Raw genomic sequence first — 19,613 nt, 5'->3', positions numbered from 1 at the left:
ATGTCCGCCACGAACCACCGCACCACCGACGAGCCGGTCGCGGTCGTCGGCCTGGCCTGCCGGCTCCCGCAGGCCACCGGCCCCGACGCCTTCTGGCAACTGCTGCGCGAGGGCCGGGACGCCGTCACCGAGGCGCCCGAGGGCCGCTGGTCCGACGAGCACGGCCCCCGGACCTCCTGGCCGCGCGGAGGGTTCCTCGACTCCGTCGACGAGTTCGACGCGGCGTTCTTCGGCATCTCGCCCCGCGAGGCCGTCGCGATGGACCCGCACCAGCGGCTCGCCCTCGAACTCGGCTGGCACGCCCTGGAGGACGCGCGCCTCGCCGCCGACCGGCTGAGCGGGCGGCCCGCGGGCGTCTTCCTCGGCGTCATCACCGACGACTACGCCGCCCTCACCGGGCAGCTCGGCCCCGCCGCCGTCACCCCGCACACCATGACCGGCCTGCACCGCAGCCTGATCGCCAACCGGCTCTCGTACGTGCTCGGGCTGCGCGGCCCCAGCCTCACCGTGGACACCGGGCAGTCCTCCTCCCTCGTCTCCGTCCACCTCGCCTGCGAGAGCCTGCGCAGCGGCGAGAGCGAGCTGGCGCTGGCCGGCGGCGTCAACCTCAACCTCGTGCCGGAGACCACCGAGCGCATCGGTGCCTTCGGGGCGCTCTCCCCGGACGGGCGCTGCCACACCTTCGACGCCCGCGCCAACGGGTACGTGCGCGGCGAGGGCGGCGCCGTCGTCGTCCTCAAGCTGCTCTCCCGGGCCCTCGCCGACGGCGACCCGATCCGCGGCCTGCTGCTCGGCAGCGCCGTCAACAACGACGGCGGCGGCGCCACCCTCACCTCCCCGGACCGCGAGGCCCAGGAGCAGGTCGTCCGGCTCGCCCACCGGCGGGCGGGGACGGACGCGGCGGCCGTCCAGTACGTCGAGATGCACGGCACCGGCACCCCGGTCGGCGACCCGATCGAGGCGGCGGCCCTCGGCGGGGCGCTCGGCACCGCCGACGGGCGGCTGAAGCCGCTGGTGGTCGGCTCGGTGAAGACCAACGTCGGGCACCTGGAGGGCGCGGCCGGGATCACCGGCCTGCTCAAGGTGCTGCTGAGCGTGCAGCACCGCGAGCTGCCGGGCACGCTCAACCACGAGACGCCCCACCCGGACATCCCGCTGCGCGAGCTGGGCCTGGAGGTCCGGACCGCGCTCGGGCCCTGGCCGCAGGCCGAGCGGCCGCTGCTGGCGGGAGTCTCGGCGTTCGGCATGGGCGGGACCAACTGCCATGTGGTGGTGGGCGAGTGGACGGGCGAGCGGGGCCGGGGGAAGGCCCCGCAGGCGGGTGGGGCGCCTGCGCCGGTGCCACTGCTGCTCTCCGCCGCCGACCGGGCCGGGCTGCGGGCGCAGGCCGCGCAGGTGGCCTCGGTGGCCGCCGACGCGGAGCCCGCGGACCTCGGGCGCTCGCTGGCGCTGACCCGCGCGGCCCTGGACGAGCGCGCCGTCGTCGTGGCCGCCGACCCGGCCGGGGCGCGGGCCGCGCTGGCCGCGCTGGCGGAGCGGCAGCCCGCTCCCGGGCTGGTGACCGGGCGGGCGGACGTGCGCGGCAAGGTCGCCTTCGTCTTCCCCGGCCAGGGCTCGCAGTGGGCCGGCATGGCCGCCGGACTCCTGGACTCCTCCCCCGTGTTCGCCGCCCGGCTGGCCGAGTGCGAGGCGGCACTGGGCGAGCATGTCGACTGGTCGGTGGCCGAGGTCGTCCGGGGCGGCCCGGACGCCGCGCCGCTGGAGGACGTGGTCGTCGTCCAGTGCTCCCTGTGGGCCGTGATGGTCTCGCTGGCCGCCGTCTGGCGGGCCGCCGGGGTCGAGCCGGACGCGGTGGTCGGCCACAGCCAGGGCGAGATCGCCGCCGCGACCGTCGCCGGGGCGCTGAGCGTGCGCGACGGCGCCCGGGTGGTCGCGCTGCGCGCCCGGGCCATCAAGGAACGGCTGTCGGGCCTGGGCGGCATGGTCTCGCTCGCCCTGCCCGCCGAGCGGGCCGTGGAACTGCTGGAGCGCTGGGACGGGCGGATCTCGCTGGCCTCCGTCAACGGCGCCGCCTCCAGCGTCGTCTCCGGGGAGCCGGAGGCGCTGGAGGAACTGCTCGCCGCCTGCGAGGCCGACGGCGTACGGGCCCGCCGGATCGCCGTGGACTACGCCTCGCACGGCGCGCAGGTGGAGCTGATCGAGCGCGAGGTGGTCGAGGCGCTCGGCGGCATCGAGCCGCGCAGCGCCGAGATCCCCTTCTACTCCTCCGTCACCGGCCGGCCGATCGACACCGCCGGGCTGGACGCCGGGTACTGGTACACCAACCTGCGCCGCACCGTCCGCTTCGCCGACGCCGTCCGGGCGCTGCTCGACGACGGCCACGCCTTCTTCGTCGAGTCCAGCGCGCACCCCGTCCTCGCCGCCTCCGTGCAGGAGAGCGCGGAGGCCGCCGGGGCGAACGCGCTGGCGCTCGGCACCCTGCGGCGCGAGGAGGGCGGCGCCGAGCGGTTCCTGACCTCGCTCGCCGAGGGGCACGTGCGCGGCCTGCCGGTGGACTGGGCGGCGGTGTTCGCGCCGCTGGGCGGCGAGCCGATCGCCCTGCCCGGGTACCCGTTCCAGCGGCAGCGGTACTGGCTGGACGGCGAGGTCTCCGCGCCGCGCCCGGCGCTGCGTCCGACGCTGCGGACGGCCCTCGTGGAGGACGGCGAGGAGCCCGTCGAGTCGGCGCTGCGGCGGGAGTTGGCACCGCTGGCCGACGAGGAGCGGGAGGCCGCGCTGCTGCGGCTGGTGGTCGCGCACACGGCCGCCGCGCTGGGGCACGCCGACCCGGCGGCCGTCCGATCGGACCGGACGTTCAAGGACCTCGGGGTGGACTCGCACCTGTCGGTGCAGATCCGCAACACCCTCGGCGCCGAGTGCGAACTCGCCCTGCCCGCCACGGTGTTGTTCGAGCACCCGACGCCCGCCACGCTCGCCCGGCACCTGCACTCGGTCGTGCTCGGCGCTTCGGACGAGGCGCGCGGCGAGGCCGTCGCCCCGCTCGCCGCCGTCGACGAGGACCCGATCGCGATCGTCGGCATGGCCTGCCGCTACCCCGGCGGCGTGGGCTCGCCGGAGGAGCTGTGGCGCCTGGTCGCCGAGGGCCGCGACGGGCTCACCGGCTTCCCCGAGGACCGCGGCTGGGACCTCGACGGGCTCTACCACCCCGACCCGGAGAACTCCGGCACCACCTACGTCACCCGGGGCGGCTTCCTGCACGACGCGGGCCGCTTCGACGCCGCCTTCTTCGGCATCTCCCCCCGCGAGGCCGCCGCCACCGACCCGCAGCAGCGCCTGCTGCTGGAGACCTCCTGGGAGGCCGTCGAGCAGGCCGGCATCGACCCGACCGCGCTGCGCGGCTCCCGCACCGGCGTCTTCGCCGGCGTGATGGCCCCGGACTACGGGCCCCGGCTGCACGAGGCGCCGGAGGGCGCGGAGGGCTACCTGCTGACCGGCATGGCGGGCAGCGTGGTCTCCGGCCGGATCGCCTACTCCCTCGGCTTCGAGGGCCCGGCGGTCACGGTCGACACCGCCTGCTCCTCCTCGCTCGTCGCCCTGCACCTGGCCGCACAGTCGCTGCGCCTCGGCGAGTGCGACCTCGCCCTGGCCGGCGGCGTCACCGTCATGGCCACCCCGGGCATGTTCCTGGAGTTCAGCCGCCAGCGCGGCCTCGCCCCGGACGGGCTCTGCAAGTCCTTCTCCTCCTCCGCCGACGGCACCTCCTGGGCCGAGGGCGTGGGCGTGCTGGTGCTGGAGCGGCTGTCGGCGGCGCGGGCCAACGGGCACCGGGTGCTGGCGCTCGTACGCGGCTCGGCGATCAACCAGGACGGCGCCAGCAACGGCCTCACCGCCCCCAACGGGCTCTCCCAGGAGCGGGTCATCCGGCAGGCCCTCGGCCGGGCCGGGCTCGCCGGCTCCGAGGTCGACGCCGTCGAGGCGCACGGGACGGGCACGGCGCTCGGCGACCCGATCGAGGCGCGGGCGCTGCTGGCCACGTACGGGCAGGAGCGCCAGGAGCCGCTCTGGCTGGGCTCGTTGAAGTCCAACCTGGGGCACACCCAGGCGGCGGCGGGCGTGGGCGGCGTCATCAAGATGGTGATGGCGATGCACCACGGCGTGCTGCCGCAGACGCTCAACGTGGACGAGCCGACGCCGCACGTGGACTGGTCGGGGGGCTCCGTCGAGCTGCTCACCTCGCGGCGGGACTGGCCGGAGGTCGACCGGCCGCGTCGCGCGGCCGTCTCCTCCTTCGGGATCAGCGGGACCAACGCGCACGTGGTGCTGGAACAGGGCTCGCCGACCGTTCCCGTCCCGAGGCCCACGCAGGCCCAGGACGGACCGGTGGTGTGGCCGCTCTCCGCGCGGACGGCGGACGGGCTGCGCGGGCAGGCGGCGCGGCTGGCCGCGTTCGTGGAGGGGCGGGAGTCCCTGAACCCCGCCGGTGTCGCGGCGGCGCTGAGCGGGCGGACGGCGTTCGAGCACCGGGCGGTGGTCGTGGGCCCCTCGGTGGGCGAACTCGCGGGCGCGCTCGGCGACTTGGAGGTCACCGGGGTGGCGCACGGGCCGGTGAAGGTGGGCGTGCTGTTCACCGGGCAGGGGGCTCAGCGGGCGGGGATGGGGCGGGAGTTGTGTGCCCGTTTCCCGGTGTTCGCTTCGGCCTTCGAGGAGGTGTGCGCGGCGTTCGATCCGTTGCTGGGGCGGTCGTTGCGTGAACTGTGCTTCGAGTCGCAGGAGTTGGACGAGACGCGGTACACGCAGCCCGCGCTGTTCGCGTTCGAGGTGGCGGCGTACCGGCTGCTGGAGTCGCTGGGTGTGCGGCCGTCCGTACTGGTCGGGCACTCGATCGGGGAGCTGGCCGCCGCGTACGTGGCCGGGGTGTTCTCGCTGGCGGACGCGGCGCGGCTGGTCGAGGCGCGCGGGCGGCTGATGCAGGCGCTCCCGGCCGGGGGCGCGATGGTCGCCGTCCAGGCGGGCGAGGCCGAGGTGCTGCCACTGCTGATCGGCTACGAGGACAGCGTGGCCGTCGCGGCAGTGAACTCGCCCACCTCTGTGGTGATTTCGGGCGAGGAGGCCGCCGTCACGGCCGTCGCCGAGAAGCTCGCGGCGGAGGGGCGGAAAACGCAGCGGCTGCGCGTCAGCCACGCGTTCCACTCGCCGCTGATGGACCCGATGCTGGAGGAGTTCCGGGCGGTCGCCGCCTCGGTCGAGTACCACGAGCCCTCGGCGGCGATCGTCTCCAACGTCACGGGGGCGATGGCCAGTTCGGGGCAGCTGACCGACCCCGAGTACTGGGTGCGCCACGTCCGCGAGGCCGTCCGCTTCGCCGACGGACTCACCGCCGCCCGCGCCACCGGCGTCACCGCCTTCGTCGAGACCGGCCCCGACGCCGTCCTGACGGCGCTCGCCCGGCAGATCCTCGCGGAGGACGCCGCCGTCACCGCCGTCCCCGTCGCCCGCCGCAACCGCGACGAGGCGCGCACCGCCGTCGAGGCGCTGGCCGCCCTGTGGACGCGCGGCGCCGCGATCGACTGGCCCGCGCTGCTCCCCGCCGCCGAGCCGGTGGGCCTGCCCACGTACGCCTTCGAGCGGCAGCACTACTGGATGCTCGCCCGGCCCGCCGCCGGGGACCTGAGCACCACCGGCCTGGCCGCCGTCGAGCACCCGCTGCTGGGCGCCGCCACCGAACTCGCGGGCAGCGAGCAGTTGGTGCTCTCCGGCCGCCTCTCCCTCGCCACCCACCCGTGGCTGGCCGACCACGCCGTGCTCGGCACGGTGATCGTCCCGGGCACGGCCTTCGTGGAGCTGGCACTCCAGGCCGCCGCCCGGACGGAGACCACGAGCCTGGACGAACTCACCCTCCAGGCCCCGCTGGTGCTCACCGAGCAGGGCGCCCGGCTGCTCCAGGTGACGGTCGCCGCGCCGGAGGAGGACGGCTCGCGGGCCGTCACCGTCCACTCGCGCACCGCCGACACCGAGGAGCCGTGGACGCTGCACGCCGCCGGGCGCCTCGCCGCCCAGCCCGCGCCGCCGGCCGCCGAGACGGAGGCCTGGCCGCCGGCCGGTGCCGAGCCCGCCGCACTGGAGGAGGCCTACCGGCTGCTGGCCGAGCGCGGATACGACTACGGCCCGGCGTTCCGGGGCCTGCGGGCCGCCTGGCGCTCGGGCGACAGCGTGTACGCCGAGGTCGAGCTGCCCGAGGGCATCGAGGCCGCGGCCTTCGCCCTGCACCCGGCGCTGTTCGACGCCGCCCTGCACATGGTGCTGGAGCCGGACCGCGCGGACGCCGCCGAGGCGCCGGTGCTGCTGCCCTTCGCCTGGTCGGGGGTCGCGCTGCACGCCTCCTCCGCCACCGCTCTACGGGTGCGGATCACCGTCCGGGGCCCGCAGGAGGTCGCGCTGCACCTGGCGGACGCGGCCGGGGCGCCCGTGCTGACCGTGGACGCGCTCGGCCTGCGCCCGGCCTCCGCCGAGCAGTTGGCCGCCGCACTCGCCGGGGCCTCGGCGGGCTCGCTGCTGGCCGTGGAGTGGGGCGTGGCGCCCGCGCCGACCGCCGCCGCCCCGGTGGCGGCGCTGGGCGCCGGGCTCCCGGCCGGGTGGACGGGCTTCGCCGACCTGGCGGCGCTGCGGGCCGCGAAGCCCGTCCCGGCGACCGTCGCGACGCTGTTCGCGGCCGACGGCGGCGGGGCGCGGGAGACCGCCCACCGGGCGCTGGAGCTGGTGCGGGCCTGGCTCGACGAGCCGGCCTTCGAGGGCTCGCGGCTCGCCCTGGTGACCAGGGGCGCGGTCGCCGCCGAGCCGGGCACCGCCCCCGACCCGGCGCTGGCCGCCGCCTGGGGCCTCGTCCGCTCGGCGCGGGCCGAGCACCCGGGCCGGTTCGTCCTCGTCGACCTGGACGGGGCGCCGGAGAGCGCCGAGGCACTGGCCGTCGCCCTGGCCTCCGACGAGCCAGAACTGGCGCTCCGCCAGGGCCTGTTGCTCGCACCCCGGCTCGTCCGGGCGACGGCCTCCGGCACGGCGGCGAGCGCCTGGGACCCATCCGGCACGGTGCTGGTCACCGGCGGCACCGGCGGCCTGGGCGCGCTGGTGGCCCGCCGGCTGGTCGCCGAGCACGGCGTCCGCCGGCTGGTGCTGGCCGGACGCCGGGGCGCGGACGCTCCGGGCGCCGAGAAGCTGGCCGCCGAACTCGCCGAGCTGGGCGCCGAGGCCGTCCTCGCCACCTGCGACGTCGCCGACCGGGAGGCGCTGGCGGCACTGATCGCCGAGCACCCGCCGACCGCCGTCGTCCACCTGGCCGGGGTGCTGGTGGACGGGCCGGTCACCGCGCTCACCGCCGACCGCCTCGACCTGGTGTTCCGGCCCAAGGCCGACGCCGCCTGGCACCTGCACGAGCTGACCCGCGAGCTGCCGCTCACCGCCTTCGTCACCTACTCCTCGATCGCCGGAACCCTCGGCACCGCCGGCCAGGCCAACTACGCCGCCGCCAACGCCTTCCTCGACGCGCTCGCCGAGCTGCGCCGGGCGCAGGGCCTCCCGGCCGCCTCGCTGGCCTGGGGCCTGTGGGACCTAGGAGCGGCGGCGGGCGGAGGCATGGGCGACGGGCTCGGCCAGGCGGACCTGGCCCGGTTCCGGCGCCTGGGTGTCGCCCCGCTCACCGAGGCGGACGGCATGCCGCTGTTCGACCTGGCGCTCGGCCTCGGCCTGCCCGTGACGGTGCCCGCCCGGCTCGACCTGGCCGCGCTGCGCGAGCGCGAGGAGGTGCCGGCGCTGCTGCGCCGACTCGTCCGGCCGAAGGCCCGGGTGGCGGCGGCCGTCGCCACCGCCCCTGAGCAGGGGCGGCCCGCGCTGTCGGCCTTCGCGGCCGGGCTGGTCGGCCTGGCCCCGGCCGAGCAGGAGCGCGAGCTGCTGGAGGTCGTCCGGGACACCGTCGCCGACGTCCTGGACTACCCCTCCCCCGAGGACGTGGACACCGACTACACCTTCAAGGAGCTGGGCTTCGACTCGCTGAGCGGCGTCGAGTTCCGCAACCGGCTCAACAAGGTGGTCGGCGTCCAGGTCCCGACCACGGTCGTCTTCGACTACCCGACGCCGGGCGCCCTCTCCGGCCACGTCCGGGACCTGCTGTTCCCCGCCGAGGAGGAGGCCGAGGAGGAGCAGGGCCCCAGCGACGAGGAGGTGCGCCGGATGCTGGCCGCCGTCCCCGTCCAGCAGCTGCGCGAGGCCGGGCTGCTGGACGCCCTGCTGCGACTCGCCGACGGCGGTCCGGAAGAGGCGGACGACTCCCGCCCGGACGACCAGGACATCGACAGCATGCAGGTGGACGACCTCATCCAGCTCGCTATGCAGAACGACGCGTGACCCCACCCGTAGCCGACACGCAGAAGAGGAGCACCGCATGGTGGCGCCCGACCTCAGGAAGGCCGTCCGCGGCTTCGTCGCCCAGGAGTTGAAGGACCGGCACGCCCTGCTCGACACCCGCTACGAGATGCCGCTGCCGCTGTACGAGACGTTCCGGGAGACCACCGGGCTCGCCAACTGGTGGCTGCCCAAGGAGAGCGGCGGCCTCGGCCTGCCGCTGGCCGACGGCGTGGACCTCGTCAACGAACTCGCCTACGGCGACGCCGGGGTGGCGTTCACCCTGTTCATCTCCGTCCTCGGCACCAGCGTGGTGTCGCTGTACGGCTCGGAGGAGCTCAAGGAGCGCCACCTGCGCCCGATGGCCGAGCGCGGCGGCTACTGCGCCACCCTCGGCAGCGAGCGCGAGGCGGGCAGCGAGCTGGGCCGCACCTCCACCACCGCGGCCCGCGAGGGCGGTGAACTCGTGCTCAGCGGCGAGAAGTTCTTCTCCACCAACTCCGGCTTCGCCGACTTCCTGGTCGTCGTCGCCCGCTCCGCCGAGGACCCGAGCGACCACATGGCCGTCGTCGTGCCCCGGGACACCCCCGGCCTGACCGTCGTCCGGCGCTGGGAGATGATCGGGCTGCGCGCCTCCGGCACGTACGAGGTGCACTTCGACGGCTGCCGGGTGCCCGCCGCCAACCGGCTGGAGGGCAACGGGTTGCGGCTGCTGGAGATCGGCCTCAACGCCAGCCGCATCCTGATCGCCACCACCGCCCTCGGCATCGCCCGGCGCATCCGCGACCTGTGCATGGACTACGCGAAGACCAAGCGCTTCCGGGACGGCACGCTCGTCGACAGCCCCGTGTTCGCGGCCAAGCTGGGGCAGATGGAGATGCTGATCGACGTCATGAAGAGCCAGTGCCGGCAGGCGGCGCGGGACTACGACGAGATCATGGAGGGCGCGGACCCGGCCGCCGTCTTCAACCGGCAGGGCACCCTCAAGTCGGCGCTCACGGCCAAGATGTTCTGCGGCCAGGCCGGCTGGGAGGTGGCGACGGTCGGCTCCGAGATGTTCGGCGGCCTCGGCTACACCGACGACCTGCCGATCGGGAAGCTGGTGCGCGACATGCGGTACGTGTCGATCGTCGAGGGCGGGGACGACGTCCTGCGCGACCTCGTCTTCAGCCGGTACGTGATTCCGGTGCCGCGCCGCTCGTAGCGCCCTGCGCTCATAACCCCCTCCGCGACACCCCTCGCTCGCACCCCTCCGCGACACCCCCCGACGGACCCCGTACGGCGCCCCCTGCCGTACGGGGTCCGTGTCGTACCCGAACCGGGACAGGGCCCCCCACCTGTTGCTTTAGGGGTTCTTAGGGGTGGGGCGGGGTGGTCGGGGAGGACTAGCGTCACCGGCGACCGGTCACCACACCTGTGTCCGCGTGACATTCCGAGGGGAAACCATGAGCGTCCCGACGCCCAGCTGGACGAAGATCACCGAGGGGACGAGCGGCGAGCTCCTCCTCGCCGTCGACTTCCCGGCCACCGGTCGCCTCCAGGCGGACTTCTCCGAGCTCGCCGCCCGCCTCACCGGCGGCCACGCGTTCTGGCGCAGCGTCGTCGCCCCGGCCGAGATCGGCGTCACCGACCACGACGCGTACCTCCAGCCCTGGCTGGACGACGTGCGCGCGGCCGGGCAGCCGGTGCGGGCCGTGTTCGGCTTCTGCGTCGGCGCCGTGCACGCGGCGCTGCTCGCCGAGAAGATCGGCGAACTCCAGGGACGGGCGCCCGCGTTGATCCTCTTCGACCCGGAGCTGGTCGACGCCGGGACGGTGTACTGGCAGTTCGCGATGTTCGTGGAGAGCCTGCACCAGTTCCTCGCCGCCGAGGAGATCGAGGAGCTGCGCGAGGCCGGCCGCGAGGCCCATGAGCGGATCACCGACCCGGGCGAGCTGGCCCTGGTGCTCATCGAGCGCTTCCGCGCCGCGATCGCCCTGGCCTGCGAACGCACCGGCCTGGACGAGGAGTTCGTGGTGGAGGTCGTCGAGGCCTTCACCTCCTTCATGGCCTACCTGGCGATCGCCGACAGCGCCGAGCCGCTGCCGCGCTGGGCCCGCGCCACGGCGCTGTCCTCCTCCAGCGCGGAGAACGGCCTCAGCCGGGTGCGCAACGACATCCTGCACCGCGACGGCCCGTTCGTCGCCGAGGAACTGCCCTTCCCCGGCCTGGTGCACGCCGACCTGCTGCGCGGCGAGGACGTCGCCAAGACCGTCGACGACCTGCTGGCCGCCCACTGACGGAGCGCCCGGGGGCCGTGCGGCCGCCGACGAGGGACGAGGGACCGACCCCATGACGACGAGGACCGGAGGCACCGACATGGAGCAGCACACCGGCGGGGCCGTCGCCGACGGCGCGTCCGCGGACGTAGTGGCCGACGCAACGGCGGGCACGCTCGTGAACACGCCAGCGAGCACGCCCGCGAGCTCCAAGGAGCGGGCGCTCTGGCTGCTGGAGGACCTCGTCCCCGGTGCCGGGGTGAACAACCTGACCTGCACCTTCCAGGCGGACGGCCCGCTCGACCACGAGGTGCTGCGCCAGGCGCTGACCGCGCTGGTGCGCCGCCACGAGGTGCTGCGCACCGTCTTCCGCGGCGTCGAGGCCGGGGACGGCTCCGGCCTGCTGCGCGGGGTCGTCCCGGCCGACCGGGCCGCCGTGCCGCTCTCGCTCGCCCGGCCCGGGGCGGGCGACGACGTGATGGCGGAGCTGACGGCCTTCACCGCCACGCCGTTCCGCGCCGACGGCAGCCCGCTGCTGCGCGCCCGCCACTACCAGCTGCCGCCCGGCTCCGGGCCGGTGGCCAACCAGGCGGAGGGCGGTCAGGCGGAGGGCGGTCAGGTCGCCGGGGACGTGTTCTGCCTGGTGCTGCACCACAGCGTCTACGACGGCATGTCGACCACCGTGGTGCTGGAGGAGTTCCGCGACCTCTACGACGCCTTCGACGCCGGGGAGCCCACCCCGGAGGCGCTGGCCACCGAGGCGCCGCGCTGGACGGAGCCCCAACCGGCCGACCGCAGCCGGGAGTTCTGGCAGCGGCAGGTCGAGGGCCTCACCACCTCCGGCCTGGACCTCGGCAACGACCGGCCGCTCCCGGCCCGCACCACCCTGGAGGGCGACTGGGTCACCCGCCGCCTCGACCCGGCCGCGGCCGCCGTCGCCCGGCGCCTCCAGCGGGAGCTGCGCGCGCCCGAGGTCGTCGTCCTGCTGGCCGCCTACTTCGCCCTGCTGGCCGGCCACGGCGCCGGGCCCGACCTCACCGTCGGCTCGCCGATCAGCGTGCGCGGGCGCGAGCAGGCCAGGGCGGTCGGTTACCACATCAACGTTCTGACGCTTCGTCAGTCCGTCGCTCCTGAGCGGACCTTCCGCGAGCTGGCGACCGGACTGCGGCGCACCTTCCTGGACGCGGTGGGCCACGCGGGCTTCCCCGTCGACGAGTTGCTGGAGATCGTCCCCCGCAAGGACGCCTCCTGGCGCAACTCGCTGTTCCGCCACGTCTTCAACTACGTGCCGCAGAGCGACCCTCACTTCACCCTCGGCGGCGGCAAGGCCCGGCTGCTGACCGTGGAGAACGGCTACAGCAAGTTCGACCTGGAGTTCTTCGTCACCGAGTCCGGCGACTCGCTGCAGATCCGGGCCGCGTTCTACCGCGACGCGTACGACCGGGCCGACGTCGAGCTGATGATCGACCGCTACGAGGCGCTGCTGCTCGCCGTCGGCGAGGACCCGGACGTCGCCCTCGGCGAGCTCGACGCCTGGTCCCCGCGCGACCGGGCGGTGATCGACGGCGCCAACGCCACCGCGCGCGAGGTGCCGTACCCGTCCGTCCTGCACGCCGTCGCCGAGCGGGCCGCCGCCGCGCCCGAGGCCCCGGCCGTACGGACGGACGAGGCCACCCTCGCCTACGGCGACCTGTGGCGCGCCGCGCAGACCGTCGCCGCCCGGCTGCGGGAGGCCGGCGCCGAGCCCGGCGCCGTGGTCGCGCTGCTCGGCCGCCGCGGCGCCGAACTGGCCGCCGCCGTCCTCGGCGTCTGGCTGGCCGGGGCCGTCTACCTGCCGCTCGACCCGGAGCACCCGCAGCAGCGCATCGCCTACCAACTCGACGACGCCGACGCCCGGTTCGTCCTCGCCGACGAGGGCGCGACGGTGCCCGAGGGCGGCGCCCGGACGGTGCTGCCGCTCGGCGGGCCCGGGCCGGAGACGGCGGTCGGGCTGCCCGAGGTGGACCCGGACTCCTGCGCGTACCTGATCTACACCTCCGGCTCCACCGGCCGCCCCAAGGGCACCCTGATCAGCCACCGCAACCTGGCCAACCTCGTCGCCCACTTCGCCGGGGAGCTGGCCTGCACGCCGGACACCTCCACGCTGTGGATGACCACCTTCAGCTTCGACATCTCCGCCCTGGAGCTGTTCGTCCCGCTCACCACCGGCGGCCGGATCGTCGTCGCCCCCGACGACGCCCGGGTCGACGGCGGCCGGCTGCTGGAGGTGCTGGACAAGCACGCCGTCGACCTCGTCCAGGCCACCCCGACCACCTGGCGCCTCGTCGTCCAGCAGGCCGGAGCCCGCCTGGAGGGCCGTCGGCTCCTCTCCGGCGGCGAGCCGCTGCCGCCCACGCTGGCCCGGCAACTGCTGGCCACCGGCGGCGAGTTGCGCAACGTGTACGGGCCGACCGAGACGACCATCTGGTCCGCCTCCGGCCTCCTGGACGACCTGGAGGACGGGCGGCTGCACGTCGGCCGCCCGATCGCCAACACCCGGATCTTCGTGGCCGACCCCCGTGGCCGCGAACTGCCCGTCGGTCTCCGCGGTGAGCTCTGCATCGCGGGGACCGGGGTGGGCATCGGCTACCACGAGCGGCCCGACCTGACCGCCGAGCGGTTCGCCGACCACCCCCGCCACGGGCGCCACTACCGCACGGGCGACCTCGCCCGCTGGCTGCCGGACGGAACGCTGGAGGTGCTCGGGCGGATGGACCGGCAGGTGAAGCTGCGCGGCAACCGGATCGAGCTGAGCGAGGTCGAGTCCGTGCTGCTGGAGCACCCGGGCGTCCGGGCGGCGGCCGTCGTCCCGGTCGGGGACCCGACCACGGACGGGGGGCTCGTGGCCTTCGTCGTTCCGGCCGTCCCGGCCTCCCCGGTCTTCCCGGCTGGTGGGGCCGGCGGTGCCGACGGCCTCGCCGACGCGCTGTGGGCGCACAGCCGCACGCTGCTCCAGGGCGCCGCCGTGCCGCAGGACTTCCTCCTCGTCGAGGCGTTCCCGATGACCGGCAACGACAAGGTCGACTACCCCGCGCTGGTGCGCACCGCGATCGCCCGGCGGGCCGAGCGGGCGCGCGGCGCGGAGGGCGCGGCCCCCGGCGGCACCGGGGACGCCGTGATCGACGCGATCACCGTGATGTTCGGCGAACTGCTGGAGGTGTCCGGGCTCGACGCCGACGCGCACTTCTTCACCAGCGGCGGGCACTCGCTGCTGGGGGCGCGGCTGCTCCAGCGGATCAGCAAGGAGATCGGGGTCAAGCTGAAGCTGGCCGACCTGTTCGCCAATCCGACGCCGAGGACGCTGGCCGACCAGGTCAGGGCCGCGCAGCAGGGCTGACCCCCTGATCCTCCCGCCCCAACCCGCCTGAACCCCGCCGTCCGGGCCCGCACCACACGGGCCCGGACGGCCCCGGTACTCCGTCCGTGCCCGCGCCCGCCCTGGTGGTCGCGCTCCGGTGCCGTGGGCACGGACGGGCCCTCCCCCTTCACGAACCGTCCCGACGCCAGGCCGCGAGGAGCGAGAAGCAGAGATGGCTGCCAACGACACCAAGCTGATCGATGCGTTGCGCGCGTCGCTGAAGGAGACCGAACGGCTGCGCGAGCAGAACCGGCAGCTCGCCTCCGCCGCGCGCGAGCCGATCGCGATCGTCGGCATGGCCTGCCGCTACCCCGGCGGGGTCGGCTCGCCGGAGGAGCTGTGGCGGCTCGTCGCCGAAGGGCGGGACGCCATCGGGGAGTTCCCGCAGGACCGGGGCTGGCCGCTGGAGCACCTCTTCGACGAGGACCCGGACCACCACGGCACCAGCTACACCCGCAGCGGCGGATTCCTGTACGACGCGGGCGAGTTCGACCCGGGCTTCTTCGGCATCTCTCCCCGCGAGGCCCTCGTCGTCGACCCGCAGCAGCGGCTGCTGCTGGAGGTGTCCTGGGAGGCCCTGGAGCGCGCGGGCCTCGACCCGCGCGCCCTGCGCGGCTCCCGCACCGGCGTCTACACCGGCCTGATGCACCACGACTACGCGACGCCGTTCCCGGCCGTGCCCGGCGACCTGGAGGGCATGGCCAGCACCGGCAAGGCGGCGAGCGTCGCCTCCGGCCGGGTCTCGTACGAACTCGGCTTCGAGGGACCGGCGGTGACCGTCGACACCGCCTGCTCCTCCTCGCTGGTCGCCCTGCACTTCGCCGCACAGGCGCTGCGCCAGGGCGAGTGCGAGCTGGCGCTCGCGGGCGGTGTGACGGTCATGGCGACGCCCGCCTCCTTCGTGGAGTTCAGCCGGCAGCGCGGGCTGGCGCCGGACGGGCGCTGCAAGTCCTTCTCGACCACGGCGGACGGCACCTCCTGGGGCGAGGGGGTGGGCGTGCTGGTGCTGGAGCGGCTCTCCGTGGCGCAGGCCAAGGGGCACCGGGTGCTGGCGCTGCTGCGGGGCTCGGCGATCAACCAGGACGGGGCCAGCAACGGGCTGACCGCGCCCAACGGGCCGTCGCAGGAGAGGGTCATCCGGCAGGCGCTCGCCCAGGCCGGGCTGGGCTCCTCCGAGGTCGACGCGGTGGACGCGCACGGGACGGGCACGGCGCTCGGCGACCCGATCGAGGCGCAGGCGCTGCTGGCCGCGTACGGGCAGGGGCGCTCCGACGAACAGCCGCTCTGGCTGGGCTCGTTGAAGTCCAACATCGGGCACGCGCAGGCCGCCGCCGGGGTGGGCAGCGTGATCAAGATGGTGATGGCGATGCGGCACGGCGTGCTGCCGAAGACCCTGCACGTGGAGGAGCCGACGCACCACGTGGACTGGTCGGCGGGGGCGGTGCGGCTGCTCACCGAGCGGCGGGAGTGGCCGGCGCTGGACCGGCCCCGGCGGGCGGGGGTGTCCTCGTTCGGGATCAGCGGGACGAACGCGCACGTGGTGCTGGAGCAGGGCGTGGACGTCCTGGTGCCGGAGGCTTCCGGGCCGGGGGCTTCCGGGCCTGTGGGGGCCGGGCCGTACGCCTGGCTGCTGTCGGGGGCCGGCGCGGAGGCGCTGCGGGGGCAGGCGGGGCGGCTGGCGGCGTTCGTGGAGGGGCGGGAGTCCCTGAGCCCCGCCGGTGTCGCGGCGGCGCTGCGGGGGCGGACGGCCTTCGAGCACCGGGCGGTGGCGATCGGCTCCTCGGTTGGCGAACTGGCCGGCGGGCTCGCGGAGTTCCCCGTCGCCGGGGTGGCGTACGGACTGCCGAAGGTGGGCGTGCTGTTCACGGGGCAGGGGGCTCAGCGGGAGGGGATGGGGCGGGAGTTGTGTGCCCGGTTCCCGGTGTTCGCCGAGGCCTTCGAGGAGGTGTGCGCGGCGTTCGATCCGCTGCTGGGGCGGTCGTTGCGTGAACTGTGCTTCGAGTCGGAGGAGTTGGACGAGACGCGGTACACCCAGCCCGCGCTGTTCGCGTTCGAAGTCGCCGCATACCGACTGCTGGAGGCTTTCGGCGTGCGGCCGTCGGTGCTGGTCGGGCACTCGATCGGGGAGCTGGCCGCCGCGCACGTGGCCGGGGTGTTCTCGCTGGCGGACGCGGCGCGGCTGGTCGAGGCGCGCGGGCGGCTGATGCAGGCGCTCCCGGCCGGGGGCGCGATGGTCGCCGTCCAGGCAGGCGAGGCCGAGGTGCTGCCACTGCTCGTCGGCCTGGAGGAGAGCGTGGCCGTCGCGGCGGTGAACTCGCCCACCGCTGTGGTGCTTTCGGGTGAGGAGGCCGCCGTCACGGCCGTCGCCGAGAAGCTCGCGGTGGAGGGGCGCAAGACGCAGCGGCTGCGGGTCAGCCACGCGTTCCACTCGCCGCTGATGGACCCGATGCTGGAGGAGTTCCGGGCGGTCGCCACCTCGGTCGAGTACCGGGAGCCTTCGGTGGCGATGATCTCCAACGTCACGGGGGCGATGGCCAGTTCGGGTCAGCTCACCGATCCGGAGTACTGGGTCCGCCACGTCCGCGAGTCCGTCCGCTTCGCCGACGGGCTCGCCGCCGCGCACGCCGCCGGGGCCCGCGCGCTGGTGGAGACCGGCCCGGACGCCGTCCTCACCGCGCTGGCCCGGCAGAACCTCGCCGAGGACGAGCGGGTCACCGCCGTCCCCGTCGCCCGGCGCGACCACGACGAGCCGACCACGCTGGTCACGGCCCTCGGCGGGCTCTGGGCGCGCGGGGTGGACGTCGACTGGTCACCGCTCTCGGAGGCCGCCCCCGGCACCCCGGTGGACCTGCCGACGTACGCCTTCGACCACCAGCACTACTGGCTGCACACCCACGTCACCACCGGGGATCCGACCACCGTCGGCCTCACCGCCGTCGAGCACCCGTTGCTCGGCGCCGCCACCGAACTCGCCACCGGGGACCGGCTGGTGCTCTCCGGGCGGCTCTCCCTCGCCACCCACCCGTGGCTGGCCGACCACGCCGTCCACGGCACCGTCATCCTGCCCGGGACGGCCTTCGTCGAGCTGGCCCTCCAGGCCGGAGCCCGCGCCGGGGCGCCCGGGCTGCACGAACTCGCCCTCCAGGCCCCGCTGGTGATCGCCGAGGGCGGGGCCGTGCGGCTCCAGGTCGTGGTCGAGGCGCCCGGGGCGGACGGGCGGCGCGAGGTCGGCGTCCACTCCCGGGGCGAGGGCCCGGACGGGGACGGCGCGTGGGCCGTGCACGCGACGGGTCTGCTCGGCGAGGCCGCGCCGGTCGCGCCGGCCGAACCGATGGACGCCGCGTGGCCGCCCGCCGGCGCGGAGCCCGTCGAACTGGCCGACGCCTACGCGCGGTTGGCCGCGATCGGCCTGGAGTACGGCCCGGCGTTCCGGGGGCTGCGCGCCGCCTGGCGCTCGGAGGGGTCTCTGTACGCGGAGGTCGAGTTGCCGGAGGCCGGGTCGGACGGCTTCGCCCTGCACCCCGCGCTGCTGGACGCCGCCCTGCACGCCATCGCCCTCGGCCGGACGGAGACGGTGCTGCCGTTCAGCTGGTCGGGCGTCACCCTGCACGCCTCCGCCGCCACCGCGCTGCGGGTGCGCCTGGACGCCCTCGGCCCGCAGGAGTACGCGCTGCGCCTGACGGACCCGGCCGGGGCGCCCGTGCTGAGCGCGGACTCGCTCGGTCTGCGCCCGCTCGCCCCCGGCGGGCTGGGCGGCGGGGCGGAGACGCTGCTGCGCGTCGCGTGGGAGCCCGTGGCCCCGGGTGTCGGTGAGCCCGGCCCGTACGCGCTGGCGGAGATCGCCACCGACCCGGCCGACGACCCGCTCACCCGGCTGCGCAGCGCCACCCGGCAGGCCCTCGCCCATGTGCAGCTGCACCTGGCGCAGAGCGAGGAGCCCCGGCTCGTGGTGGTCACCCGTGGCGAGGCCCCCGAGCCGGCGCTGGCCGCCGCCCGGGGTCTGCTGCGGGCCGCGCAGGCCGAGCACCCGGAGCGCTTCGTCATCGTGGACGCGGACGCGGAAAGCCTGTCGGCGCTGGACGCCGCGCTGGCCACGGGCGAGCCCGAACTCGCCCTGCGGGGCGGGTCGGTGAGCGCTCCGAGGCTCGTCCGGGTGCGGGACGCGCACGGGGCGGCGGCCCCCGCGCTGGACGGCACCGTGCTGGACGGCACCGTGCTGATCACCGGCGGGACGGGCGGGATCGGTGCCCTGGCCGCCCGGCACCTGGTCTCCGCGCACGGGGTGCGCCGGCTGGTGCTGGCCAGCCGGCGCGGCGCCGAGGCCCCCGGCGCCGTCGAACTGCGGGAGGAGCTGGTCGGTGAGGGCGCGGAGGTCGTCCTCGCCGCCTGTGACGTGTCCGACCGCGAGGCGCTGGCCGCGCTCGTCGCGGAGCACCCGCCGACCGCCGTCGTCCACACGGCCGGGGTCCTCGACGACGGCCTGGTGGAGGGGCTGACGGCGGACGGGCTCGACCGGGTACTCCGGCCGAAGGCCGACGCCGCCCGGCACCTGCACGAACTCACGCGTGACCTGCCGCTGACGGCCTTCGTCGTGCTGTCCTCCCTCGCCGGGGCCTGGGGCAACCCGGGCCAGGCCAACTACGGCGCCGCCAACGCCTACCTGGACGCCCTGATCGCCGAGCGGCGAGCGGCCGGTCTGCCGGGGTCGGCGCTCGCGTACGGGCTCTGGAACGCGGGCGGCATGGCCGGGGAGCTGGACGACGCCCAGGTGCGCCGCCTCGCCGCCTCCGGGGTCCTGCCGCTCACCGACGAGCAGGGGCTCGCCGCGCTCGACCTCGCGCTCGGGGACGCCGGGCTGCTGGTGCCCGCGCGGCTCGACCTGCGAGGGCTGGCCGAGCGGACGCCCGTACGGCCGCTGCTGCGGCGGCTGGTCACCGCGCGACCGGCGCGGGCCACTGCGGTGGCGCCTGTTGCCAGTGACTCCGGTGGGGAGGCGCTCGTCGCGCGGCTCGGCGGGCTGGACGAGGCGGGGCGGCTGGACCTGCTGCTGGAGGTCGTGCGGCGCCGGATCGCCGACGTGCTCGGGTTCGCCGGGCCGGAGGCCGTCCAGGTGGACCGGCTCTTCCAGGACCTCGGGCTCGACTCCCTCACCGCCCTCGAACTGCGCAACCAGCTCAACCGGGCCACCGGCCTGCGCCTGCCCGCGACGCTCGTGTTCGACCACCCCACCCCCACCGCCCTCGCCCGGCACCTGCTCACCGAGCTGGCCCCGGCCGAGGCACCCAACCCGCTGCTCGCCGACCTCGACCGGATCGAGGCGGCCCTGGCGGCGCTCTCCCCCGAGGACGACCTGCGCCACGAGGTGGCCGCCCGGCTGCGCGAACTCGCGCGGTCGACGGCGGACGCCGAGCTGGCGGAGGCCTCCGAGGACGACCTGTTGGCGGCTCTGGAGAGCGAACTGCACAACTTCTGACCTGACCGGGTGAGGAATCTGACCAGATTCTGAATCTGACCGAGTTGCTGACCTGATGCGGTCAGTGATCTGACCAGATTCCGAACCTGACCAG

General features: G+C 75.6%; 5 protein-coding genes and 1 pseudogene. All 6 read left to right on the top strand.

Features of this window, described 5'->3' with window-relative positions; genetic code table 11:
- The 6 genes and pseudogenes from ACIRRS_RS12095 (at position 1) to ACIRRS_RS12070 (ending at position 19,519) form a co-directional block, all read left to right on the top strand.
- The gene (locus tag ACIRRS_RS12095; RefSeq protein WP_402968559.1) at positions 1-8,394 is read left to right on the top strand and encodes a type I polyketide synthase; all 8,394 of its coding nucleotides are present in this window, start codon (positions 1-3) and stop codon (positions 8,392-8,394) included.
- A 37-nt stretch (positions 8,395-8,431) separates the two neighbouring features.
- Positions 8,432-9,595 (top strand): acyl-CoA dehydrogenase family protein, encoded by a 1,164-nt coding sequence (locus tag ACIRRS_RS12090; RefSeq protein WP_402968556.1) that lies wholly within the window; start codon positions 8,432-8,434, stop codon positions 9,593-9,595.
- A gap of 241 nt (positions 9,596-9,836) precedes the next feature.
- Positions 9,837-10,670, top strand: a complete 834-nt coding sequence (locus tag ACIRRS_RS12085; protein WP_402968552.1) for a hypothetical protein — start codon at positions 9,837-9,839, stop codon at positions 10,668-10,670.
- 52 nt (positions 10,671-10,722) lie between these two features.
- The gene (locus tag ACIRRS_RS12080) at positions 10,723-14,025 is read left to right on the top strand and encodes an amino acid adenylation domain-containing protein (RefSeq protein WP_402968549.1); all 3,303 of its coding nucleotides are present in this window, start codon (positions 10,723-10,725) and stop codon (positions 14,023-14,025) included.
- A 118-nt stretch (positions 14,026-14,143) separates the two neighbouring features.
- Positions 14,144-17,779, top strand: a pseudogene (locus ACIRRS_RS12075) (type I polyketide synthase); the annotation flags it as partial.
- A 60-nt stretch (positions 17,780-17,839) separates the two neighbouring features.
- Positions 17,840-19,519, top strand: coding sequence for a type I polyketide synthase (locus ACIRRS_RS12070; protein ID WP_402968814.1), 1,680 nt, complete (start codon positions 17,840-17,842; stop codon positions 19,517-19,519).
- Positions 19,520-19,613 lie beyond the last annotated feature (94 nt).

The organism is Kitasatospora sp. NPDC101183 (genome assembly GCF_044767945.1).
In the GTDB taxonomy this organism is placed as follows: domain Bacteria; phylum Actinomycetota; class Actinomycetes; order Streptomycetales; family Streptomycetaceae; genus Kitasatospora.
Note: the sequence above shows the minus strand (reverse complement) of the source record. Positions and strands in the feature narration are given on the sequence as shown.